This window comes from Cupriavidus neocaledonicus, from assembly GCF_000372525.1.
Classification (GTDB): Bacteria; Pseudomonadota; Gammaproteobacteria; order Burkholderiales; family Burkholderiaceae; genus Cupriavidus; species Cupriavidus neocaledonicus.
On sequence record NZ_AQUR01000080.1, the window covers coordinates 66356 to 89514 of the forward strand.

At 68.8% G+C, this 23159-nt stretch carries 23 protein-coding genes, 1 tRNA gene and 1 pseudogene; 18 read left to right on the forward strand and 7 right to left on the reverse strand.

Features of this window, described 5'->3' with window-relative positions; translation table 11 throughout:
• Positions 1-11: 11 nt before the first annotated feature.
• From A3AG_RS0106755 to A3AG_RS0106765, 3 genes are all read left to right on the forward strand, one after another.
• Complete coding sequence (locus tag A3AG_RS0106755; protein ID WP_018004689.1) at positions 12-1034, forward strand: complex I NDUFA9 subunit family protein; 1023 nt, start codon at positions 12-14, stop codon at positions 1032-1034.
• Positions 1035-1233: 199 nt separating this feature from the next.
• A complete protein-coding gene (locus A3AG_RS0106760; RefSeq protein WP_018004690.1) occupies positions 1234-1932 on the forward strand; it encodes a glutathione S-transferase family protein in 699 nt (232 codons plus the stop codon).
• 62 nt (positions 1933-1994) lie between these two features.
• Complete coding sequence (locus A3AG_RS0106765) at positions 1995-3242, forward strand: multifunctional CCA addition/repair protein (RefSeq protein ID WP_020384439.1); 1248 nt, start codon at positions 1995-1997, stop codon at positions 3240-3242.
• 27 nt (positions 3243-3269) lie between these two features.
• Here A3AG_RS0106765 and A3AG_RS0106770 read toward each other — a convergent pair whose 3' ends face one another.
• Both A3AG_RS0106770 and A3AG_RS0106775 read right to left on the reverse strand, forming a co-directional pair.
• Entirely contained in the window at positions 3270-3464 is a 195-nt protein-coding gene (locus tag A3AG_RS0106770; protein ID WP_018004692.1) for a DUF2905 domain-containing protein, read from the reverse strand.
• Between the two features lie 16 nt (positions 3465-3480).
• Positions 3481-4692: a class I SAM-dependent methyltransferase gene (locus A3AG_RS0106775; protein WP_018004693.1), complete on the reverse strand. Its 1212-nt coding sequence runs from the start codon at positions 4690-4692 to the stop codon at positions 3481-3483.
• A 15-nt stretch (positions 4693-4707) separates the two neighbouring features.
• Here A3AG_RS0106775 and A3AG_RS0106780 point away from each other — a divergent pair, with 15 nt between their 5' ends.
• From A3AG_RS0106780 to ttcA, 3 genes are all read left to right on the forward strand, one after another.
• Positions 4708-5604 (forward strand): SDR family oxidoreductase, encoded by an 897-nt coding sequence (locus A3AG_RS0106780; RefSeq protein WP_026164006.1) that lies wholly within the window; start codon positions 4708-4710, stop codon positions 5602-5604.
• Between the two features lie 69 nt (positions 5605-5673).
• Positions 5674-6075 (forward strand): dihydroneopterin aldolase, encoded by a 402-nt coding sequence (locus A3AG_RS0106785; RefSeq protein ID WP_018004695.1) that lies wholly within the window; start codon positions 5674-5676, stop codon positions 6073-6075.
• 107 nt (positions 6076-6182) lie between these two features.
• Positions 6183-7121, forward strand: a complete 939-nt coding sequence (gene ttcA, locus A3AG_RS0106790; protein WP_018004696.1) for a tRNA 2-thiocytidine(32) synthetase TtcA — start codon at positions 6183-6185, stop codon at positions 7119-7121.
• A 72-nt stretch (positions 7122-7193) separates the two neighbouring features.
• Here ttcA and A3AG_RS31460 read toward each other — a convergent pair whose 3' ends face one another.
• Positions 7194-8021 carry a DUF6279 family lipoprotein gene (locus A3AG_RS31460; protein WP_035848072.1) on the reverse strand — a complete coding sequence of 276 codons (828 nt, stop codon included), beginning with the start codon at positions 8019-8021 and terminating at the stop codon, positions 7194-7196.
• A gap of 302 nt (positions 8022-8323) precedes the next feature.
• Between A3AG_RS31460 and glmU the strand changes: the two genes are divergently transcribed.
• The 5 genes and pseudogenes from glmU to A3AG_RS0106820 all read left to right on the forward strand — a co-directional run bounded on the left by glmU (position 8324) and on the right by A3AG_RS0106820 (position 13757).
• Positions 8324-9688, forward strand: a complete 1365-nt coding sequence (gene glmU / locus A3AG_RS0106800; RefSeq protein WP_018004698.1) for a bifunctional UDP-N-acetylglucosamine diphosphorylase/glucosamine-1-phosphate N-acetyltransferase GlmU — start codon at positions 8324-8326, stop codon at positions 9686-9688.
• Between the two features lie 90 nt (positions 9689-9778).
• Positions 9779-11617, forward strand: a complete 1839-nt coding sequence (glmS, locus tag A3AG_RS0106805) for a glutamine--fructose-6-phosphate transaminase (isomerizing) (RefSeq protein ID WP_018004699.1) — start codon at positions 9779-9781, stop codon at positions 11615-11617.
• Between the two features lie 182 nt (positions 11618-11799).
• Positions 11800-12693, forward strand: coding sequence for a class I SAM-dependent methyltransferase (locus tag A3AG_RS31465; RefSeq protein WP_145987485.1), 894 nt, complete (start codon positions 11800-11802; stop codon positions 12691-12693).
• A 37-nt stretch (positions 12694-12730) separates the two neighbouring features.
• A pseudogene (locus tag A3AG_RS34825) lies at positions 12731-12979 on the forward strand (MerR family transcriptional regulator); the annotation flags it as partial.
• A 262-nt stretch (positions 12980-13241) separates the two neighbouring features.
• On the forward strand, positions 13242-13757 hold the full coding sequence (locus tag A3AG_RS0106820; protein ID WP_018004702.1) for a hypothetical protein: 516 nt from the start codon (positions 13242-13244) through the stop codon (positions 13755-13757).
• Positions 13758-13804: 47 nt separating this feature from the next.
• Here A3AG_RS0106820 and A3AG_RS0106825 read toward each other — a convergent pair whose 3' ends face one another.
• A complete protein-coding gene (locus tag A3AG_RS0106825; RefSeq protein WP_018004703.1) occupies positions 13805-14038 on the reverse strand; it encodes a hypothetical protein in 234 nt (77 codons plus the stop codon).
• Between the two features lie 24 nt (positions 14039-14062).
• Between A3AG_RS0106825 and A3AG_RS34320 the strand changes: the two genes are divergently transcribed.
• Positions 14063-14293, forward strand: a complete 231-nt coding sequence (locus A3AG_RS34320) for a hypothetical protein (protein ID WP_018004704.1) — start codon at positions 14063-14065, stop codon at positions 14291-14293.
• A gap of 35 nt (positions 14294-14328) precedes the next feature.
• On the opposite strand, the gene A3AG_RS0106835 is transcribed toward A3AG_RS34320, so the two are convergent.
• On the reverse strand, positions 14329-15258 hold the full coding sequence (locus A3AG_RS0106835) for a LysR family transcriptional regulator (protein WP_018004705.1): 930 nt from the start codon (positions 15256-15258) through the stop codon (positions 14329-14331).
• A 103-nt stretch (positions 15259-15361) separates the two neighbouring features.
• Here A3AG_RS0106835 and A3AG_RS0106840 point away from each other — a divergent pair, with 103 nt between their 5' ends.
• From A3AG_RS0106840 to A3AG_RS0106855, 4 genes are all read left to right on the forward strand, one after another.
• Positions 15362-16354 carry a Bug family tripartite tricarboxylate transporter substrate binding protein gene (locus A3AG_RS0106840; RefSeq protein ID WP_018004706.1) on the forward strand — a complete coding sequence of 331 codons (993 nt, stop codon included), beginning with the start codon at positions 15362-15364 and terminating at the stop codon, positions 16352-16354.
• 307 nt (positions 16355-16661) lie between these two features.
• Complete coding sequence (bfr, locus tag A3AG_RS0106845) at positions 16662-17141, forward strand: bacterioferritin (protein WP_018004707.1); 480 nt, start codon at positions 16662-16664, stop codon at positions 17139-17141.
• Positions 17142-17239: 98 nt separating this feature from the next.
• Positions 17240-17314 (forward strand) — tRNA-Cys (locus A3AG_RS0106850).
• A gap of 314 nt (positions 17315-17628) precedes the next feature.
• The gene (locus A3AG_RS0106855; protein WP_018004708.1) at positions 17629-18072 is read left to right on the forward strand and encodes a GNAT family N-acetyltransferase; all 444 of its coding nucleotides are present in this window, start codon (positions 17629-17631) and stop codon (positions 18070-18072) included.
• A 36-nt stretch (positions 18073-18108) separates the two neighbouring features.
• Here A3AG_RS0106855 and dmeF read toward each other — a convergent pair whose 3' ends face one another.
• Both dmeF and A3AG_RS0106865 read right to left on the reverse strand, forming a co-directional pair.
• Positions 18109-19098 carry a CDF family Co(II)/Ni(II) efflux transporter DmeF gene (dmeF, locus tag A3AG_RS0106860; RefSeq protein WP_018004709.1) on the reverse strand — a complete coding sequence of 330 codons (990 nt, stop codon included), beginning with the start codon at positions 19096-19098 and terminating at the stop codon, positions 18109-18111.
• A 406-nt stretch (positions 19099-19504) separates the two neighbouring features.
• The gene (locus A3AG_RS0106865; RefSeq protein WP_018004710.1) at positions 19505-20965 is read right to left on the reverse strand and encodes an aminotransferase-like domain-containing protein; all 1461 of its coding nucleotides are present in this window, start codon (positions 20963-20965) and stop codon (positions 19505-19507) included.
• 321 nt (positions 20966-21286) lie between these two features.
• Here A3AG_RS0106865 and aptA point away from each other — a divergent pair, with 321 nt between their 5' ends.
• Together aptA and A3AG_RS0106875 are read left to right on the forward strand one after the other, a co-directional pair.
• Entirely contained in the window at positions 21287-22618 is a 1332-nt protein-coding gene (gene aptA, locus A3AG_RS0106870; protein WP_018004711.1) for an omega-aminotransferase AptA, read from the forward strand.
• 120 nt (positions 22619-22738) lie between these two features.
• On the forward strand, positions 22739-23159 hold a 421-nt coding region (locus tag A3AG_RS0106875; RefSeq protein WP_026164008.1), incomplete at its 3' end, for an aldehyde dehydrogenase family protein.

The window sequence follows — 23159 nt, forward strand, 5'->3', positions numbered from 1 at the left end:
ACGGAGGCAACATGCAGACCAGCAACGTCCTCGTCATCGGTGGCGCCGGCTTCATCGGCAGCCATCTCGTCTCGCGCCTGGCCGGCGCCGCCTCGGCCTCGGGCGCGCCGCTCGAACCCGGCGCCAATCCCGATTCCCCCATCGCCCCGGATCGCATCGTGGTCGGCACGCGCAATGTCGAGCATGCGCAGCACCTGCTGCTGCTGCCGCGGGTCGAGGTGGTGGAGCTGGGCCTGGCCGACAATGCCGCGCTCGACGACGCGATCGGCTCGCTCGGCGTCGACGGCATCGTCGTCAACCTGGTGGGCGTGCTGCACGGCGAGCGCGGCGATCCCTACGGCGAGGCCTTTGCCAGCGCGCATGTGGAACTGGTGCGGCAGATCGTGGCGTCGTGCCTGTCCACCGGCGTGCGCCGGCTGTTGCATATGAGCGCGCTCGGCGCCGACAGCAACGGGCCGTCGATGTACCTGCGCAGCAAGGGCGACGGCGAGCGCATCGTGCGCGCCAGCGGGCTCGACTGGACCATCTTCCGGCCCTCGGTGGTGTTCGGCCCCGACGACCATTTCCTCAACCTGTTCGCCCACATGCAGCAGCTGGCGCCGGTGGTGCCGCTGGCGTGCGCGCATGCGCGCTTCCAGCCGGTGTTCGTGCAGGACGTGGTGCAGGCCTACCTGAACGCCATGGTGAACCCGGCCACCATCGGCCACGGCTATGAGCTGGGCGGGCCGCAGGTCTACACGCTGGAGGAGCTGGTGCGCTTTGCCGGGCGCGCCTCGGGCCATCCGCGCCCGGTGATCGCGCTGCCCGATGCGCTGGCGCGGGTGCAGGCCGCGGTGATGGAACATATGCCGGGCGAACCGCTGCTGTCGCGCGACAACCTGGATTCGATGCAGCTCGACAATGTGCTGGAGCGCCCGCTCGCGCCGGAGCTGAACCTGCACCCGGTCCACCTGGAGTCGGTGATGACCGACGCGCTGTCCGGGCGCAACCGCGATGCCGCGCTGACCCACATGCGCGCCAGCGTGCACCGCTGAGGCGTCTCTCGGCGGCGCGGCCTATGTGACCGGATTTCATATCGGTTGCGAGCGCAATTCACTTTGATGCGGGCGGCCGCGCTGGCAAAATGACTGGTCCGGCGCGCGGCGGCCACGCCGTCCCGCGGGGCCGCGGGACGTGGAGCGCGGCCGCGTCCGTGCCGTCTCTCCCTCCGTTTCCTCCCCCAAGGACCTCACGATGAAGCTCGTCATCGGCAACAAGAACTATTCCTCCTGGTCGCTGCGCCCCTGGCTGCTGCTGCGCCAGGCCGGCATTGATTTCGAGGAAGTGCAGGTGCGCCTGTTCACCGGCAGCTTTGCCGCCGAGATTGCGCGCTATTCGCCGGCGGGCAAGGTGCCGGTACTGGTCGACGGCGACGTCACCGTGTGGGATTCGCTGGCGATCTCCGAATACGTGGCCGAGCGCTTCCCCGACAAGCACCTGTGGCCTGCCGACCCCGCCGCGCGCGCGGTGGCGCGCGCGATCTGCGCCGAGATGCATTCCGGCTTCGTCAACGTGCGCAACCAGTTGCCGATGAACGTGACCGCGGTGCTGCCCGGGCGCGGCTGGAACGTGGCGGTGCAGCGCGAGGTCGAGCGCATCGCCGCGATCTGGGACGGGTTGCGCAAGCAGCATGGCGCGCGCGGGCCGTTCCTGTTCGGCACCTTCACCGTCGCGGATGCGTTCTATGCGCCGGTGGTGAGCCGCTTCGCCACCTACGGCATTCACCTGCCGGACGACCGCGAAGACGCCAAGGCCTATGCCGATTTCATGCTGGCGCTGCCGTCGATGCAGCAATGGATTGCCGGCGCGCGCGAGGAACGCGACTTCCTGGCCGACGATGAACCGTACCGCCTGGCTCCGGACCGTGCCGATGCGATAATCGTCACCCACTAGCAATAGCGAATAGCGCCGGCGGCGGGCGGCTGCCCGTGCCGACGCACGAAAAGGCCACAACCATGCAGGTGTATGCCGTGGGCGGCGCGATCCGCGATGAACTGCTGGGCAAGCCCAGCCAGGACCGCGACTACGTGGTCGTCGGCGCGACCCCGGCCGAGATGGAAGCCGCCGGCTATCGCCCGGTCGGCAAGGATTTCCCGGTGTTCCTGCATCCGCGCACGCAGGAGGAGTACGCGCTGGCCCGCACCGAGCGCAAGACCGCGATGGGCTACAAGGGCTTTGCCTTCTACTGCGAGCCCGATGTCACGCTCGAGGACGACCTGGTCCGGCGCGACCTGACCATCAACGCGATGGCGCGCGCGGTCGATGCCGACGGCAACCTGAGCGGGCCCGTGATCGATCCGCACGGCGGCCAGCGCGACCTGGCCGCGCGCCTGTTCCGCCATGTCTCAGATGCCTTTGCCGAAGACCCGGTGCGCATCCTGCGGCTGGCGCGCTTTGCCGCGCGCTTCCACGACTTCAACGTCGCCGCGGAGACCATGCGGCTGATGCGCGAGATGGTCGCCGCCGGCGAGGTCGATGCGCTGGTGCCCGAGCGCGTGTGGCAGGAACTGGCGCGCGGGCTGATGGAGGCACGGCCGTCGCGCATGTTCGAGGTGCTGCGCGAATGCGGCGCGCTGGCGCGCCTGCTGCCCGAGCTGGAGCGGCTGTGGGGCGTGCCGCAGCGCGCCGACTTCCACCCCGAGGTCGATACCGGCGTGCACGTGATGATGGTGATCGACTGCGCCGCGGCACTGGGCGCGCCGCTGCCGGTGCGCTTTGCCGCGCTGGTGCATGACCTGGGCAAGGGCACCACGCCCGCGGACGTGCTGCCGCGCCATATCGGCCACGAGCTGCGCAGCGTCAGGCTGCTGGAAGAAGTCTGCGCGCGTCTGCGCGTGCCCAACGAATGCCGCGACCTGGCGCTGGTGGTGGCGCGCGAGCATGGCCATATCCACCGCTCGCTGGAGCTCGGCGCCGCCGCGGTGGTGCGGCTGCTGGAGCGCTGCGATGCGCTGCGCAAGCCCGCGCGCTTCGCCCAGGCGCTGCAGGCCTGCGAGGCCGACAGGCGCGGGCGCAAGGGCTTCGAGCACAGCGCATACCCGCAGGCCGAGCGCCTGCTGGCGGCGCGCGAGGCCGCGGCGTCGGTCGATGCGGGCGCCATCGCACGCGCCTGCGCCGACGACGTGGCGCAGATCAAGGATCGCGTCCATGCCGCGCGGGTGGCCGCGGTGGCGCTGCGGCTCGGGGCGCAGCCGGGCGCCTGAGCCCGTCCTGGCAGGCGGCCGCAGGCCCTACAGCAGCTTGCCGATCACCAGCGCGATCAGCGAGATCAGGATCGTCGACGCGAACGGCAGCACGAATTCGCGCCCGAATATGCGCAAGCGCACGTCGCCGGGCAGGCGGCCCAGCCCGACCTTCTGCAGCCACGGCAGCGCCGCGGACAGGATGATCACGCTCAGGAAGATGGTCAGGGTCCAGCGCAGCATGGCGGCTCCGGTGCCGTTACAGGGCGTGGCAGCGGTCGCCGCGGGCAAAGCCGGCCAGCGGCTCGCTGTCTTCCGGTCCGCGGTCGAGCCCGCGCGTGAGCGCGATCACCTTGAACAGTTCGCCCATCTCGGCTTCGGACAGCAGCTTCTGCACCGCATTGGCCTGCGGCAGGAAGGCGCGCGCGTCGGACGGGTCCAGCGCCATCAGCAGCTCGGTGATGCCGGCGTTCATCAGGAAGCGCGCCTGCGAGGCAAAGCCCGCCACGGTCAGCCCCGCTTCGACCGCGGCCTGGGCGATGCCGCTGAAGTTGACGTGCGCGGTGATGTCCTGCAGGCCGGGATACAGGAACGGGTCTGGATGCGCATGATGGCGGTAGTGGCACATCATCGTGCCGCCGGCGCGCTGCGGGTGGTAGTACTCGCTGCCGGGGAAGCCGTAGTCGATGAAGAAGGCCGCGCCGCGCGCCAGCATGGCGCCGACCGCGCGCGTGAAGCCCTCGGCCTCGGCATGGGTTTCGGTGACGAAGTCGTGGTCGCCGGGAATGGCGCGCAGCGCCGCCGGCACGTCGGCATCGGCCAGCGGGCGGTCCTCGAAGCGGAAGGCGGGCGCGCCGCCATCGGCCTGCGGCGCGGCGCGCGCCACGCCGCGCTCATGCCAGCCGCCGTCGCGGCGCGCATACAGCTGCACCGGCATCGCATCCAGCACTTCATTGCCGACGATCACGCCTTCGAAGGCGGCCGGCAGCGTATCGAGCCAGGTGACGCGCTCGGCCAGGTGCGGCGCGCGCCGGGCCAGCGTGTCCTGCTGGCGCGCGCGCAGTTCGCCCGACAGTTCGACGATGGCGTAGGTGTCGGGCAACTGGCCTTGCTGTTCCAGCCCCAGCAACAGGTCCGCCGCCAGCCGGCCGGTGCCGGCGCCGAATTCCAGCAGGCGCGGCATGCCCTGCGCCAGCAGCGGCGCGAACTGGCGCGCCAGCGTGCGGGCGAAGAACGGGCTCAGTTCCGGGGCGGTGATGAAGTCGCTGCCGTCGCGGGCATCGCGGCCGAACTTGGCCGAGCCACCGCTGTAGTAGCCCAGGCCGGGCGCGTACAGCGCCAGCGCCATGTAGCGGTCGAAGCCGATCCAGCCGCCGGCCGCATCGATCGATTCGCCAATGCGGGCCGCAAGGGTATCGGAAGCGGCCTGCGCGTCGGCGGGGGGAAAGGGTAAACTAGCGGCTTTCTGCATCCTGCGATTGTAGCAATGCCCGCATCCGATACTTCCGCCAGCCAGCCCGCCGGCGCCACGGCTCACCACACGGCTGGCCAGCCCGCCCCCCGCGGCGTGGCCCTCGTGACCGGCGGCGCGCGCCGCGTGGGCCGCGCCATCGCGCTGGAACTGGCGGCGCAGGGCTGGGACGTGGCCGTGCACTGCCATCGCTCGGTCGACGAGGCCGAAGCGCTGGCCACGCAGATCCGCGCGCTCGGCCGCCGCGCCGCGGTGTTGCGCGCCGACCTCGCCGACGAGGCCGCCACCAGCCGGCTGGTGGCCGACTGCACCGCCGCGCTGGGCGTGCCGACCTGCCTGGTCAACAATGCCTCGCTGTTCCAGTACGACGTCGCCACCAGCTTCTCGTATGCGTCGCTCGATACGCATATGCGCACCAACGTGGCCGCGCCGCTGCTGCTGGCGCGCGAGCTGCACAAGGCGCTGGCCGCTGCCGCGGGCCCGGATGGCGCCGGGAAGGCCGCCGAGAAGGCCGCCGAGAAGGCCGCCGAGAAGGCCGCCGAGCCGCGCGGCGTGGTGATCAACCTGCTCGACCAGAAGCTCGACAACCTGAACCCGGACTTCCTCTCGTACACGCTCTCCAAGGCCGCGCTGCAGACCGCCACGGTGCAGCTGGCGCAGGCGCTGGCGCCGCGCCTGCGCGTGGTGGGCGTGGCCCCCGGCATCACGCTGGTGTCGGGCGAGCAGTCGGAGCAGAGCTTCCGCCGCGCGCATCGCGTGACGCCGCTGGGCCAGTCGTCCACGCCCGAGGACATCGCCCAGGCGGTGGCCTACCTGGCGCAGGCGCGTGCCGTGACCGGCACCACGCTGTACGTCGACGGCGGCCAGCACCTGATGCCGCTGGCGCGCGACGTGATGTTCCTGACCGAATGACCTGCATCATCGGCCGCGCCTGACTGGCGCGGCACCCCCGCCTTACACTTCCCCTTTTCGTTTCCCGCCATGACCATGCTCGCCGCCCTTTCCCACCCCAGCCTGCAGGACTGCCGACGCATGTTCCTGCGCAACTACGAAGTTCAGATCAATATCGGCGTGCACGAATTCGAGAAAAAGGGCGAGCAGCGCGTGCTGATCAATATCGACCTGTTCGTGCCGCTGGAGGAATGCACGCCGCAGGCCGACAAGCTCGACGAGGTGGTCGACTACGACTTCATGCGCAACACCGTCGCGGAGCGCATGGCGCAGGGCCACGTGCACCTGCAGGAAACGCTGTGCGACGACGTCGCGCGTGCCATGCTCAAGCATCCCAAGGTGCGCGCCGTGCGCGTGTCGACCGAGAAGCCCGACGTGTACCCGGATTGCGATTCGGTCGGGGTCGAGGTGTTCCATATCAAGCAGGCCTGAGCGGTCCTGCGGCGCCCGCTGCAGCTGACGGGCGCCTAAAGTAAAATGTTGCCCCTCGCGCCGCGCCGGCCATTCCATCCGGCGGGCGCCACGCAACAGGATGCTCCATGAGCCACTCGAACAATTTCTATCGCCTCGAGACGAGGCTGCAATCGCAAACCGGCAAGGCCATCGGCGACTTCGGCATGATCGAGGACGGCGACACCGTGCTGGTCTGCATGAGTGGCGGCAAGGACTCGTACACCATGCTGTCGGTCCTGATGGCGCTGCAGAAGCGCGCGCCCATCAAGTTCAAGCTGATCGCGATGAACCTGGACCAGAAGCAGCCCGGCTTCCCGGAACACATCCTGCCGGCATACCTGAAGTCGGTCGGGGTGGAGTATGTGATCGTCGAGGCGGACACCTACTCGATCGTCAAGGAGAAGGTGCCCGAGGGCAAGACCACCTGCTCGCTGTGCTCGCGCCTGCGCCGCGGCGTGATCTACCGCACCGCCAAGGAGCTGGGCGCCAACAAGATCGCACTGGGCCACCACCGCGACGACATCGTCAACACCTTCTTCCTGAACATGTTCTTCGGCGGCAAGATGAAGGCGATGCCGCCCAAGCTGGCCACCGACGACGGCGCGCATATCGTGATCCGCCCGCTGGCGTACTGCTCGGAGAAGGACATTGCGTCGTACGCGCGCGCCATGGAATTCCCGATCATCCCGTGCAACCTGTGCGGCTCGCAGGAAAACCTGCAGCGCAAGAAGGTCAGCGAGATGCTGCAGGAGTGGGAGCGGCACAATCCGGGCCGCATCGACAATATCTTCTCGGCGCTGCGCAACGTGGTGCCGTCGCACCTGGCGGATACCGAGCTGTTCCCGTTCACCGGGCTCGCGACCGGCCTGGCCAAGGTCGACGAGGCCTCGCTGTTCGGTGAAACCACGTTCCAGCAGCAGCCGCTGACGTTTGCCGGCAGCGCGGAGGCGAACCGCATGGAGTTCGTGCGCTTCGAGCGCACGCCCGCGGTGGCCCCGGCGGGGGAGCCGGCCGGCACGCAGTAAGCCGTTGCGGCGGCCGGATGACAGAACGCCCGCTCGCGCGGGCGTTGTTGTTCGTCGCGCCTGAACGCGGGTTCAGTTTGCCGCCGCCGACTGCACCGGCGGGTGCGCCTTCTCGCGCATCAAGGCATGCGTGTCGTCGATCCATTTCTGGAAGCGGTCCTGCGCGTGCGCCTTCTGCTGGGGCGTGGTCAGGTTGGCGATCGCCACGGTCAGCGCGATGCCGGCGTTGTTGCCGGCTTCGTGGCTGGCGGCGTGCCGGGCGGGCGGATTCTGCCAGTACTCGCGGAAGCGCCGCAGCAGGTCGATCACCTGCGACTTGGGCGGCTGCGTGGCCTGTACGAAGCGCACCATCTTGATCCATTCCTGCTGGCGCGCGACGCGCTCGGCATAGCGCGCCTCGGCATTCTGCACCACCGGGCCGACCTTGGCGCGAATCGCCTTTTCCTGCTCGGGAGAGAAGCCGCCGTAGACCAGGCGCGCGTACTCCATCACCTTGTCGAAGCGCGCCTCCTCGCGCTCGGCCGGGTCCGCGTTGAGGAATTTCTTGCGGTACTTGGCGTTGCCCTCGGCAAACTTCTTTTCCATGCGCGCGATCTGGTCGGGCGTCAGCGTCAGCAGGAAGTCGGCCATGTCGGGCATGGCCTGCTCGAAGGAGCGGCGCGCCAGTTGCTGCGAGGCGTCCTGGAAGTGGGCGACCATCGCCGGCGTGACCGGCTGGCGCACGTCGGCCTTGGCCTCCTGCAGCAGGCTGGCGATTTCCGGCAGCTGGGCCTTGCGGTGCCAGGCAAAGAAGCGCGCGATGGCCTCGCGCGTGAGCGGCTCCTGAGCCGAGGTGACGTCGACATAATTGTCGATCCACCAGTACGCCAGCCGGTCGCCCTGCTGGTAACCGAGCTTCATGGCGCTGCACGCGCACAGGGCCGCGGCGCCCAGAATCACCAAAATACGCCGGGCCCAGCAATTGTGAAATTCGGAAACCTCGGGCGGTTGCGCAGAATGCGCCATGTTAAAATCGCCGCGCATTGGAACCGGGCTTGCTCGCTGCCCGCCAGCCGAGTCCTGGCAAGGGTTTGCGGGAAGATGCGCAGGCCTGGCGGCAAGCTTTTGCCAGCCCTGGCGGCGCCCCTTGCCAAACACCGGGCCCAATATCCGGCCGGCGTTTTCCAGAATATTTTCGGACACACTCACTTAGGGGTCTCCTTGTGAATATCGTCATTCTCGCCGCGGGCATGGGCAAGCGGATGTATTCCGATTTGCCCAAGGTGCTGCACCCGGTCGCGGGGCGCCCCATGCTCGCGCACGTCCTGGATACGGCCCGGGCGCTGTCGCCGTCCCGGCTGGTGGTCGTGGTTGGCCACGGCGCCGCGCGCGTGCGCGAGGCGGTGGCCGCCGACGATGTCGCCTTCGCCGAGCAGGCCCAGCAACTGGGCACTGGCCATGCGGTGATGCAGGCACTTCCCTTGTTGGACGACAACCAGCCCACGTTGGTTCTCTACGGTGACGTCCCGCTCACCAGCGCGGCGACGCTGCAGGCACTGGTGGCCGAGGCCGGCGCGCAGCGCTTTGGCGTGCTCACCGTGGAAATGCCCGACCCGACCGGCTACGGCCGCATCGTCCGCGACGCGGCGGGCAGCATCGTCCGCATCGTCGAGCAAAAGGACGCGAGCGAAGCCGAGAAGGCCATCCGCGAAATCAACACCGGCATTATCGTGTGCCCGACCGGCCACCTGCGCAAGTGGCTGTCGACGCTGCGCAACGACAATGCCCAGGGCGAGTACTACCTGACCGACACCGTCGAGCGCGCCGTCGCCGATGGCGTCGAGACGGTTTCGGCGCAGCCCGCCGCGGTGTGGGAGACGCTGGGTGTCAACAGCAAGCTGCAGCTGGCCGAGGTCGAGCGCATCCACCAGGGCAACCAGGCCCGGCGCCTGCTCGAAGCCGGCGTGACCCTGCTGGACCCCGCCCGCATCGACGTGCGCGGCGAGCTCACCTGCGGGCGCGATGTCACCATCGATGTCGGCTGCGTGTTCGAGGGCCGCGTGCACCTGGAAGACGGCGTGCGCATCGGCGCCCATTGCGTGATCCGCAACAGCAACGTCGGCGCCGGGGCGCAGGTGCATCCGTTCTGCCATATCGACGAGGCCAAAATCGGGCCCGCCGGCCGCATCGGGCCGTACGCGCGCCTGCGCCCCGGCACCGAGCTGGGCGAGGACGTGCATATCGGCAACTTCGTCGAGGTCAAGAATGCACAGGTGGCGGCACACAGCAAGGCCAACCACCTGGCTTATGTGGGCGACGCCACGGTGGGGTCGCGCGTCAATATTGGCGCGGGTACCATCACCTGCAACTATGACGGGGTGAACAAGCACCGCACCGTGATCGAGGACGATGTCTTCATCGGCTCCGACACGCAGCTGGTGGCACCGGTGACGGTGCGTCGCGGCGCCACGCTGGGCGCCGGCACCACGCTCACCAAGGAGGCCCCGGCCGACAAGCTGACGCTGTCGCGGGCCAAGCAGCTGACCATCGACGCCTGGCAGCGTCCGGTCAAGCAGCCGAAGCAGTAAGCACCAGGGGCCGCCCGCACCGGGCGGCGCCACAGGATTGATACCGGCGCCAGTGGCCTCGCGGCAGGCGCCAGCAAACGGGGGTACAGCATGTGTGGCATCGTCGGCGCGGTTTCCACGCGCAACATCGTTCCGGTCCTGATCGAAGGGCTGCGCCGCCTGGAGTATCGCGGCTATGATTCGTGCGGCGTCGCGGTCGTGCGCGACGATGCGGTCGAGCGCGCGCGCACCGTGTCGCGCGTCGCCGACCTCGACGCGCAGACGCAGGCGTCCGGCCTGTCCGGTTTCACCGGCGTGGCGCATACGCGCTGGGCCACGCACGGCAAGCCCGACACCGTCAACGCCCACCCGCACCTGTCGGGCGAGACCATCGCGCTGGTGCACAACGGCATCATCGAGAACTACGAGCCGCTGCGCGAAGAGCTGCGCGCGGTCGGCTACGGCTTCGAGTCGCAGACCGATAGCGAAGTGGTCGCCCACCTGATCCACCAGGCCTACTGCTATCCCAGCAGCGCCACGCGCGGTGACCTGTTCGCCTCGGTGCGCGCGGTCACCAAGCGCCTGCACGGCGCCTACGCCATCGCGGTGTTCGCCAAGGACCAGCCCGGCCGCGTGGTCGGCGCGCGCGCCGGCTCGCCGCTGGTGGTGGCGCTGGGCGAGAACGAGTCCTTCCTGGCGTCCGACGCGCTGGCCGTGGCCGGTACCGCCAATCGCATCATCTACCTGGAAGAGGGCGATGTGGTCGAGATCACGCTGGACGGCGTGACCATCCATGACGCCAGCGACCACCCGGTCGAGCGCGAAGCGCGCGTGGTCGAAGCCCATGCCGCCTCGGTCGACCTGGGCCCGTACCGCCACTTCATGCAGAAGGAAATCTTCGAGCAGCCGCGCGCGCTGGGCGACACGCTCGAGGGCGTCGAAGGCCTGTCGCCGGACCTGTTCGGCGACAACGCCGCCGAGGTCTTCGCCGGCATCGACAGCGTGCTGATCCTGGCCTGCGGCACCAGCTACTATTCCGGCTGCACCGCCAAGTACTGGCTCGAAAGCATTGCCAAGATCCCGACCCAGGTCGAGGTCGCCAGCGAATACCGCTACCGCGACACCGTGCCCAACCCGCGCGCGCTGGTGGTGGTGATCTCGCAATCGGGCGAAACCGCCGACACCATGGCCGCGCTGCGCCATGCGCGCGCGCTCGGCCATGTCCATACGCTGGCGGTCTGCAACGTCGCCACCAGCGCCATGGTGCGCGAGACCGAGCTGCGCTTCCTGACCCGCGCCGGCACCGAGATCGGCGTGGCCTCGACCAAGGCCTTCACCACGCAGCTGGCCGCGCTCTACATGCTGACGCTGTCGCTGGCCAAGACCCGCGGCCTGCTGACCGAAGAGGCCGAGGCCAAGGCGCTGACCAACCTGCGCCACCTGCCCGCCGCGCTGCACGGCGTGCTGGCGCTGGAGCCGCAGATCATCGCCTGGTCCGAAGACTTCGCCCGCCGCGAGAACGCACTGTTCCTCGGCCGCGGCCTGCACTACCCGATCGCGCTGGAGGGTGCGCTCAAGCTCAAGGAAATCTCGTATATCCACGCCGAGGCCTACCCGGCCGGCGAGCTCAAGCACGGCCCGCTGGCGCTGGTCACCGAAGCCATGCCGGTGGTCACCGTCGCCCCCAACGACGCGCTGCTGGAGAAGCTCAAGTCCAACATCCAGGAAGTGCGCGCCCGCGGCGGCCGCCTGTACGTGTTCGCCGACAGCGATACGCAGATCCAGTCGTCCGACGGCATCCAGGTGATCCGCATGCCCGAGCACTACGGCGACCTCTCGCCGATCCTGCACGTGGTGCCGCTGCAGCTGCTGGCGTACCACACGGCGTGCGCACGCGGCACCGACGTGGACAAGCCGCGCAACCTGGCGAAGTCGGTGACGGTGGAATAAGAACGAGCCGACGCTGGCAAGGGCTGGCCGCGGACGCTGTGCCGCGCCGGACATGGCCATGCCGGAACAACAGGAAAGCGCCTTTCAGGCGCTTTTCTTTTGCCTGTCCGCTCCCGCCGGGGCCCGGCCGCGCCGTCGGCAAAAATCGTTTGACCCTGACGTAGCGGCAGGGTCGAGTATCCGTGCTTTCTCCACAACCGGAAGCCGACATGCTCGACCATGCCGATCCCGGCGGCACGCCGCCCAGCCGGTCCGCGCTGACCATGGCCCTGGCCCGCGCGGCACACCAGCTGCTCGATACCCCCACCTTGCTGGACGACCCGTTCGTCTTCGACGTGCTTGGCCGTGGCCTGGCCCGCCAGACCATTGCCGACCCCTTTCCGTACAACGCGCCCATGCTGCGCACGCTGCGTGCGGCGGTCGTCGCGCGCAGCCGCTTTGCGGAGGATCGCCTGAGGGCTGGCCTGAGCGCGGGCGTGCGCCAGGTGGTCATCCTGGGCGCGGGGCTGGACACCTTGTCGCTGCGGATTCCGAATGACGCGCAATGCGTGGAAATCGACCGCGCCGAAGCCCAGCGCTGGAAGCTGGAGCGGCTGCGCGAAAGCGGCATCGCGCTGCCGTCGCATGTCGCGTACATCGCGGCCGACCTGGCCGCTACCCACCTGCCCGAGCTGCTGGCATGCCACGGCATCCGCCCCGGCGCAGCGACCTTCTTCAGCTGCCTGGGGGTGTTGCCTTATCTGGACGCAGCCGTGGCCATGCGCGTCATCGAAGCGGTCGCGACGCATGCGCCGGGCAGTGAAATCGTGTTCGATGCGCGCGTACCGCGCGCTTCGCTGCCGCCCGTCGAACGGTGGATGGACGAGATCGCCGCGCAGTCGTTCGCCGCTTCGGGAGAACCATGGCTGAGCGATTTCGATCCCGACACGCTGCAAACGACGCTGTGTGAGCGCGGGTTTGGCGAAGTGGAATGCCTGTCCGCCGACGCGCTCAATGCCCGCTACTTTGCGCGCCGGCGGGACGGCCTGCAGACCGTGGGCGGCGGCTTGCGCCTGTACCGCGCTACGGTAGGATGACGCCCCGCATCGATTGATCTCTTCAGGACAGACCGTTGTGCGGCTAAAAGTTGGCGAACTGGCAAAGCGTGCGGGGCTCACCGTACGCACCTTGCACCACTACGACAAGCTCGGCCTGCTCAGGCCATCGGTTCGCTCGGAATCGGGATACCGGCTTTACAGCCAGCAGGATTTCCATCGCCTGCAGCAGATCCTGTCGCTCAGGCAGCTCGATATCCCGCTCGAAGAAATCCGACAGGTCCTGGATGCGGGAACATTGACCACGGCTTCCCTGCTTGCCGCGCAACTGGCCCGGGTCGATGCGGAGATCAGCCGGCAAGTGCAGCTGCGCGAAGCGCTGTTGCGCCTCCAGAATGCGCTGGCCGAGGAGGGCGAGCCGTCCGAAGCCGCATGCCTGCGCACGCTCGAAGCCATGTCGGTCTATCGGCGGTACCTGGGCGACGAGGCGCGGGCGCTGCCGTTGCTGGGCAGCGGCGGCAAGCTGGCCGCAAGCTGGCAGGTTCGTATCGATACCATGCGCGCGCTGTTCGAGCAGAACCAGCCCGCGCATGGCGCCAGGGCCCCGCGCCGCGGCGCGACACTGGTTCGCGCAGGTGGAAAAGGACACGCGCTCGCGCGCCGCGATGTTCGTACGCCTGGACCACCTGTTTGTGGAACAAGGCAGCGCATTGCCCCACACCGGCATCACGCCGGCGCTGGGCGAGTACATCCTGCAGGCGTTTGCCGAACACCGGCTGTCGATCTACCGGAAGTACCTCACACCCCCGGACTATCGGCACCTGCGTCGCCGCTACGCGCAGGTCATGCGCCGCTGGCCCGCGCTGCTCGGCGAACTCGAGTCGCATCTCGCCGCCGGCGATGCGCCCGGGCACAGTGCGGTACAAGGCCTGGCGCAAGCCTGGCTGTCGATGCGAAGGGAACTGGCGCGGAGCGATGCCGCGATGGCGGCAATGCGGCAGGCGCAAGACAACGAAGCCGAACTGCGTGTCGGTACCTGGCTCCATCCGCGTTTGCTCGCGTACCTGAAGCAGGCTGTCGCGGCAGCCCTGGTGCGAGGGGAATGATCGGCATCCGCAGTGCCGTTTCCGCTGATTACCTGCCCGCGCCGTCGCTACGCCACCGACAGCAGGAACACCCTTGCCATTTCCCGGTCCAGCCGCCGGTCCGACAGCGCGTAGATGCTTTCGCGGTTGATCAGCGCATACAGCAGCGTGCCGGCCAGCGCCTGGTGGGCGAAGCGGGTGCGCAACTCCAGCTCGGGGGACGGGGCCGCCGGATGCAGCCGCGCCAGACCCGACGCCAGGTCGACGATGTACTGGCGGTTGAGCTGGCGGATCACGAGCATGCGATCGTCGCCAACAAGCCATTCGTGCTGGTGCTGCGCGATTTCGGCAGCGACGCGCAACGCGCCACGCGCATCCCGGGCATGCTGGACGAGACCGTCAAGCTGAGCTTCGGCCTGACCGCGCCGGAACACGGTTCCGACGCCACCCACATGGCCACGTGCGCGCGGACGAGCACCCGTGGACCTTCATCGTGCCCACCGACCTATTCGCTCGGCCCGGCGATGCTGCCGGCCAGCCCGCGGTGGCTGGGCTGAACCCATGGCATCGCGCCGGACCGCTCCGGCCCAAACTAGGCGCCGGTCTGCGCCACCGCTTCATGCACCAGTGCTGCGAACACGCGCATGGCCGGCGACGGCGTGCGCCCGGCCAGCGTGACGATGCCGTACTGCGCCTTCAGCGCGGTGGGCGGGTGCATCGGCAGGGGCGCGGCCAGGCGCTGTGCGCACGCCTCGGCCATCATGGCCACCGGCACCAGCGCCACGGCATCGACCGCCAGCAGCAGCGCGCGCAGCGCATGCATGTCGTTGCAGGTGACGGTCATCAGCCCGGGCTCGTCCTCGGGCAGCGGGCCACTGCCGCCGCTGGCCTCGTGCAGGGCCTGGCGGAAGAAGCGCACGATATGCGGCGGCAGCCGGGTCCCGGCCACCGGGTAGGCGCGCAGGTCGGCCAGGGTGACCTTGCGCTGCCGTGTCAGCGGATGGCCGCTGCGCACGAAGAATGCCGTTTCCAGTGCCGGCAGCCGGTCGATCTGCAGGTGTGCCAGTTCCGCCAGGCTGCGGCTTTCGCCGACAAAGATGTCGAGCTGCTCGGCTTCGAGCGAACGCCGCATCGCGGACGTATCGGCGGTCTCGAGGTCGATGCGCAGCCGCGGGTAGCGGCGCACCAGCGCCTCGAGCACCGGGTCCAGCAGGAACGACGCCGCAAACGGCCCGAAGCCGGCGCGGATCGTGCCGACCTCCACGTCTTCGAGCAATTGCAGGTCGCGCCGCAGTTCGCGCTGCTCGCGCAGCATGCGGCGCGCGCGCGTCAGCGCCAGCATGCCGGCGGCGGTGGGGCGCACCTTGCCGTAGCCGCGGTCGATCAGCGTGCCCAGTTCGGATTCCAGCGCCTGGATGCTGCGCGTCAGTGCCGGCTGTGACAGGTGCAGCGCGGCCGCGGCACGCGCGAAGCTGCCTTGCTCGACCAGCGTGACGAAGTGATGCAGTTGCCTCAGGCCCATGAATTAATCATTTGCGCATCAAAAACTGAAAAATATTGCATTGGACGTAAGTTCTCAAGCCCACTAAGGTTGTCCTCCAAAACAAAACCGATCTGGAGACAACATGAACCGACGCGCATGGCTGACGCTGGCCACTGGCGGCCTGGTCGCCGGGCTTTCGCTCGGCGCGGCCCTGCCGGCCGCGGCCCAGGCCTATCCCGCCAAGCCGATCCGCATCGTCGTGCCCTATGTGGCCGGCGGCGGCACCGACACCATCGCCCGCGCCATGGGCGAAAAGCTGAGCAAGCGGCTGGGCCAGCCGGTGGTGGTCGACAACAAGGCCGGCGCCTCCGGCATCATCGGCACCGATGCCGTGGCCAAGGCGGCGCCGGATGGCTACACGCTGCTGATGACGCTGACGCAATCGGTGCTGACCAACCAGTTCCTGTTCCAGAAGCTGCCTTACGACCCGCGCAAGGACCTGAGCATGATCAGCGTGCTGGCCGACGCGCAGCTGGTGCTGGTGACCCACCCGTCTGTGCCGGCGCGCACGGTGCGCGAACTGGGCGATTACGCGCGCGGCCGGCCAGGCAAGCTCAGCTATGCCTCGTGGGGCGTGGGGTCGCTGTCGCACCTGAGCGGCGCCTACTACAGCAAGCTGGTCCACGGCCAGGCCACGCACGTGCCCTACAAGGGCGAGGCGCCGATGCTGCAGGACCTGCTCGGCGGGCAGGTGCAGTTTGGCTTTGCCAGCATCCTCACCGCCAGGCCCTATATCCAGAGCGGCAAGCTCAAGGCGCTGGCGGTGACCGGCACGCAGCGCAGCAGCGCGTTGCCCGACATGCCCACCTTTGCCGAGGCCGGCATGCAGGACAGCGCCTTCAAGACCGTCGGCTGGATCGGGCTCGTGGCGCCGGTGGGCGTGCCCGCACCGATCCTGGCCCGGCTGGAGAACGAGGTGCGCGCCATCCTGCAGACCACCGAGATGCAGGAGCGCATGGTCGCGCTGGGGCTGCGCACGGTGGGCAGTTCGCCGGCCGAGGCGCAGGCGCTCTACGCGCGCGACTGGCCGGTGCTGAAGACGCTGGTGGCGGACTCGGGCGCGAAGCTGGACTGAACTGCAACGATGGCAACGCCCACGGCGGGCGCCGCGGCCAATACCGCGGCGCCCGCTTTTTTATTTTCATGATGCCGTGCAGGGCGCTTATGAAAACCGAATAAAAACCATTGGCATTCGCATCCGCAAGCACGCCGGAAAATAAGAGACCCCGTGCGGCAAGAACGCCGCGGCGCGGGCCCGCATTGCTTGATGTCCGCATATGCGGGACTACCATGAAGTCACGGCGGCTGATTCGCCGTGGCGTTGCTGTGGTCGTGCCATCGCGACATTGCATGTCCCTGTCGCAGGGGCATTGGGGGCTGCCATGAAGACTGACAAGAAGGTAATCCAGTTGCTGAACACACAGCTGCGGCATGAGCTGACCGCCATCAACCAGTATTTCCTGCATGCCCGCATGTACCGGCACTGGGGGCTGCGCGCGCTGGGCAAGCATGAGTATGACGAATCGATCGAGGAAATGAAGCACGCCGACAAGCTGGTCGAGCGCATCCTGCTGCTCGACGGCTTGCCCAACCTGCAGGACCTCGACAAGCTGCTGGTGGGCGAGAACACCGAGGAGATGCTCGGCTGCGACCTGAAGCTGGAGCTGGTGTCGCAGGCCAGCTGCAAGGACGCGATCAAGTATTTCGAATCGGTCGGCGATTATGTCTCGCGCCAGCTGGTGGTCGATATCCTCGAAGACACCGAGGAACACATCGACTGGCTCGAGGCGCAGCTGGAGCTGGTGCGCAAGGTCGGCTTGCAGAACTACATCCAGTCCGCCATGGGCGAGATCGAGGGCTGAACCGTCGCGGCGCGCGCCGAGCGGTCTCCTGCAAAGATTTTCATTTCCCGCTACACTGCGGCCCGCAGCACGTCGCGCCGCTCCGGCGCGATGTCAGCGGCGGGGTGGCAGAGTGGTTATGCAACGGCCTGCAAAGCCGTGTACGACGGTTCGATTCCGGATCCCCGCCTCCAGATTCCCGGCCGGGCGCGTTGCGCCCGGCGCCCCTGCGCATGCGCGCGATCGTTCCGCTTTTCTTTTTTCACACGCCTGTCATCGGCCTGGGCCATGACTGCGGCGGGCTGTGCCGCGCGCGCCCTGACCGGTATGCGCCGACGGTTCCGGACACCCGTTTATCCCCAATGGATCAACGGCAGCGAATCGGGTAATGTTGCCCGACAGGCCCCCGGGCCTGCGTGCAACCCGTGCCGCCAGTCGGCGGCACCGCCATGTACGGGCTTCCATGGCGATTCCCTTCGCGAGGCAGTGTGAAAAACAGAGGCTCCAGATGATGAAAGACCTGCGCATCCGCGCGGCCGTGCCGAGCGACGCTCCCGCCGTGGGAGAAGTGCTGGAACGGTGCGGGCTGCCGCTGGACGGCGTGCCGCGGCTGCTCGAGCATTTCCACGTTGCCATCCTTGGCGCGCAGATCATCGGCTGCGCCGCCGGCGAACGTTGCGGCGATACCGTGGTGATCCGATCCGTGGCCGTGCTGCCCGAACATCGCGACCAGGGCGTGGCCACCCACGTGGTACGCGCCGCGCTGATGCGCGCCCGCGCCAACGGCGCGCGGCGCGCGGTGCTGCTCGCCTCCAGCTGTCCCAGCTATTTCGCGCGCTACGGCTTTACGCTGGTGCCGGCTGCGAAGCTGCCGCCCGAGGTCATGTCGTCGAGCGAATTCCACCGCGCCGCGGAAACGCCGCCGCTGTGCATGTGGTGCGAGCTGAGCTGATCCCCTGCAAGCCGATGGCGAGCCGCTGCGCTGGGCTCAGTGACCGCCTCGGTGATTGCCTCGGTGATCGCCGTCGCAGCGGCTGATTTCCACGGTCACGTGCACGAGTTCTTCGTGCACCGACAGCGCCTCGCGCACGCGCTGAGGCGTCAGCGCGGCATCATGCGTGACCAGGCAGACGATGCAGGCAAAATGCTGCCGTCCCACGCGCCATACATGCAGGTCAGACACGCGGGTGCTTTCGTCGCCGTGATCGAGGCTGGCCAGCACCTCGTGCACCTCGTCGACCACCGGGTGGTCCATCTCGCGGTCCAGCAGCACCGTGCCGCTCTGGCGCATCAGGCCGATGGCCCAGCGGCCGACCAGCACCGCGCCCACCAGCCCCATCACCGGGTCCAGCCAGTTCCAGCCCAGCCACCAGCCGCCGGCGAGCGCGACGATCGCCAGCACTGAGGTCGCGGCGTCGGCCAGCACGTGCACATAGGCAGCGCGCAGGTTGAGGTCATGGTGGTGATGGTGATGGTCGTGGCCGTGATGGTGACCATGGTCATGGCCGTGGTCGTGGCCATGCGCATGGCCGCCGAGGATCAGCGCGCAGCCGAGGTTGACCAGCAGCCCGAGCGCGGTCACGCCCATCGCTTCGCGATAGTGGATCGCCTGCGGCGCGAACAGCCGCTCCACCGAGCCCGCCGCCATCAGCGCGGCAATGCCGAGCAGGAACACCGCGCTGGCAAAGCCCGCCAGCACCTCGATCTTCCAGGTGCCGAAGGCAAAGCGCCGGTCGCCGGCGTAGCGCCGCGCGGCGGCATAGGCGAAGGCCGACAGGCCGATCGCCAGCGCGTGCGAGCTCATGTGCCAGCCATCGGCCAGCAGTGCCATCGAGTTGAACCAGAGCCCGGCGGCGATCTCCGCCACCATGGTGATGGCGGTGATCACCATGACCAGGCGCGTGCCGCGTTCGGCGGCGCGGTTGCCGGCGTCGAAGGCGTGGCTGTGGGTCCAGGCGGACAGGTCTTGGGTATGCATGGGAAATACGTGCGTTGCGCTTGAAATCGGTGAATCGTCTGGCACAGGGCCGGGCAGCCCAAGGGTAGCAGAGACCCGCGCGCGTGCCGCGGCATCCCCGACGCCATCAGGGGCGGGCGTGGGTTGCATCGGGGCATGGCGGGGCGGAAGTGCGCAGGTGTGCCTTATACACAACAAGATACCCGCGCTAGTGGTAAGGAATCTTTTCCCTGGCTTACATACATTCATGAATGGATGTATGATCCGGCAAAAAATTCACACCCCCGTCATATCTTTGTTGACCGTACCGAGATGAGCTATCGCTTTATTGCCTCCTGTCTTGCCGCCTGGGTAGGCGTTTGCGCCACCGCCGGCTGGCTGGTCGAGCGTCTCTGGAGCTGAGCGCCGGCCAGGCGCCTCGCTCCACCTAAGCCGCCTGCCGTGCCTGCGCCAGGGCGTCAAAGAACTGCCACAACTGCGGCGCGTCGCCGGTGGCCACGTTGAAGCGGATCCACGGCGAGTCGGTTTCGTCCGGCTCGAAATACGATCCGGGCGCCAGCCAGATGCCGTGCTCCAGCGCCATCGTGGCGAGCCGGTTGCCGAGCAGCGGGCCGCCGCGCCGGCTGGCCAGCCAGCGCGACTGCACCGCCTCGTTCAGGCGCGCCCATGCGAACATCCCGCCTTCCGGGCGCAGCAGCACCTCCAGCCCGTGGGCTTCCATCTTTTCGGTGACGCGGTCCTGCTGCGCGCGCAGCCGTTCCGACAATGCCGCCACATGGCGGGCGTAGTGGCCGCTGGTCAGCACCGAATACACCAGCCGCTCCGTCACCTCCGATGAGGTCAGGCCGACCGCCATCTTGGTGCGCGCAAAGGCCTTGGCCAGGTCCGGGCTCGCCGCCAGGTAGCCGACCCGCAGCGACGGCGTGATGGTCTTGGAGAAGCCGTTGACATAGACCACCTGCGACAGCCCGTCCATGGCCGCCAGCATCGGCGAGCCGGCCGGGGCCAGCTCGCGGTAGATATCGTCCTCGACCACCAGCAGCCGGTGCTGCTCGGCCAGCTGCAGCACGCGGAAGGCGTTCATGCTGGTCAGGCTGGCGCCGGTCGGGTTCTGCAGCACGGTGTTGATGAACAGCGCGCGCGGGGCGTGGGCGCGCAGCGCATCTTCCAGTGCATCCGTGTCCAGCCCCGCCGCCGTGCGCGGCACGCCGACCACGCGCAGCCCGGCCAGCCGCAGGATCTGCAGCAGGTTGCAGTAGCAGGGCGATTCCACCAGCACGGTATCGCCGGCGCGCAGCAGCGTGCGCACCACCAGGTCCAGCGCCTGCGTCGCGCCCTGGGTCAGCACCACCTGCTGCGCCTGCAGCGGGATGCCGTACTGGCCCAGGCCGGCTGCAATGTGCTCGCGCAGCGGCGCAAAGCCGTACGGATGGCCGTAGCCCGACAGCTGCGCCGCCGGCACCCGCGCCGACGCGCGCATGGCCTGGTGCAGGCCTTCCTCGTTGAGCCAGTCGCCCGGCAGCCAGCCGGCGCCGGCCTTGATCGGCACCGAATGGTCGGCAAACACGTCCGACAGCAGCCAGGCCGCGTTCAGTCCCGGCGCCTCCCATTGCGGCGCGCGCGCGTTGCCTGCCGGGGCATGGCGGTGCGCCACGGTGTAGCCCGAGCCGGGCCGCGCCGCCAGGTAGCCGAGCGCGGTCAGCCGCCCGTAGGCCTCGGCCACGGTGAAGGTGCTGACGTGGTGGTGCTGGGCAAAGCGCCGCACCGACGGCAGCGCCGCCCCGGCGCGCAGCGCGCGCTGCTCCACCAGCGCGGCGATGCCGGCGACGATCTGCTCGGTCAGGGTGTCGCCGTCGCGGCGGCTGCGGGTCAGGTTCAGGGTCAGCATCGGGCACTCGGGCGGCGTGGACCTGTACAGTTTAACGGCTGCCGGCCAAGGCGCGGAGCTTGCCCTTCCCGCACGCGGATCTTGCCGCAGTGCAGCGTGCGATGCCGTGCCACGGCAGGGCCGGCACGCGGCGGACTCGTCCGAAAGCGGCGCCGGTGGACCACTTGCCTGTACGGTTTGGCGTGTTCAAACTGTACGGTAAGGCGCGGTTGTCAGGACTGTATATTTTGTCGGCCAGCCGCCGCCGGTAGAGTGGCCTTCATCGCCGCCGCTGTCCCCAGCGCGGCGCCGCTCACCGACCCGATTTCCCCAGGAGAACCTATGGACGCCGCCAAGACCGTGATTCCCGATCTCGATGCGCTGTGGATGCCCTTCACCGCCAACCGCCAGTACAAGGCGGCGCCGCGCCTGCTGGCGTCGGCCAGCGGCATGTACTACACCACCCACGACGGCCGCCAGATCCTGGACGGTTGCGCCGGCCTGTGGTGCGTCGCGGCCGGCCACTGCCGCAAGGAGATCGCCGAGGCGGTGGCACGCCAGGCGGCCACGCTGGACTATGCGCCGCCGTTCCAGATGGGCCATCCGCTGTCGTTCGAGGCCGCCACCAAGGTGGCGGCGATCATGCCGCAGGGCCTGGACCGCATCTTCTTTACCAACTCGGGCTCGGAGTCGGTCGACACCGCGCTGAAGATCGCGCTGGCGTACCACCGCGCGCGCGGCGAAGGCCAGCGCACGCGCTTTATCGGCCGCGAGCGCGGCTACCACGGCGTCGGCTTCGGCGGCATGGCGGTGGGCGGCATCGGCCCGAACCGCAAGGCCTTCTCGGCCAACCTGATGCCGGGCACCGACCACCTGCCGGCCACCTTCAACCTGGCCGAAGCCGCGTTCTCCAGGGGCCAGCCGCAATGGGGCGCGCACCTGGCCGACGAGCTCGAGCGCATCCTGGCGCTGCATGACCCCGCCAACGTCGCCGCGGTCATCGTCGAACCGCTGGCGGGCTCCGCCGGCGTGCTGGTGCCGCCGGTCGGCTACCTGGAAAAGCTGCGCGAGATCACCAGCCGCCACGGCATCCTGCTGATCTTCGACGAGGTCATCACCGCCTTCGGCCGCCTCGGCGCGGCCACCGCGGCCGAGCGCTTCAAGGTGACGCCGGACCTGATCACCATGGCCAAGGCGATCAACAACGCGGCGGTGCCGATGGGCGCGGTCGCGGTGCGCCGCGAAGTGCATGACGCCGTGGTCAACTCGGCCGCGCCGGGAACGATCGAGCTGCTGCACGGCTATACCTATTCCGGCCACCCGCTTGCCGCCGCGGCGACCATCGCCACGCTGGACCTGTACCAGCGCGAAAACCTGTTCGGCCGTGCCGCCGAACTGGCGCCGGTATTCGAGGCCGCGGCGCACGGCGTGCGCGGCGCGCCGCACGTGAAGGACATTCGCAACTACGGGCTGGTGGCCGGCATCGAGCTGGAATCGCGTCCGGGCCAGCCCGGCGCACGCGCCTACGAGGCCTTCCTCAAGTGCCTGGAGCTGGGCGTGCTGGTGCGCTACACCGGCGACATCCTGGCGTTCTCGCCGCCGCTGATCATTTCGGAAGCGCAGATCGGCGAGATGTTCGATACGGTGAAGAAGGCGCTGCAGGACATCAAGTAAGGGACTTCAAGCCAGCGGCCCGCGCCGCTTCCCATCGCCGCCGGGTCCGCGGGCCCGGCCCCCCTGATCGCACGCCGGGGCGCGCCACGCGCGCGCCCCAGCCCTCGAAGGAAACCCCAAGTGAGCATCGCAGAAAACCGGCAACTGGCCGAAGTCCATCATTTCATCGGCGGCACCGTGCGTCGCGCCGGCGGCCAGCGCCAGGCCGAAGTCTTCAACCCCGCCACCGGCGAAGTGGCCGCGCGCGTCGCGCTCGGCACGGCGCAGGACGTGGCCGATGCCGTCGCCGCCGCCAGGGCCGCCTTCCCGGCATGGGCCGACACCCCGCCGCTGCGCCGCGCGCGCATCCTGTTCAAATTCAAGGAGCTGCTGGACCAGCACCACGACGACCTCGCCGCGCTGATCACGCGCGAGCACGGCAAGGTGTTCTCGGATGCGAAGGGCGAGGTCACGCGCGGCATCGAGGTGGTGGAGTTTGCCTGCGGCATCCCCAACCTGCTCAAGACCGATTTCACCGACAACATCGGCGGCGGCATCGACA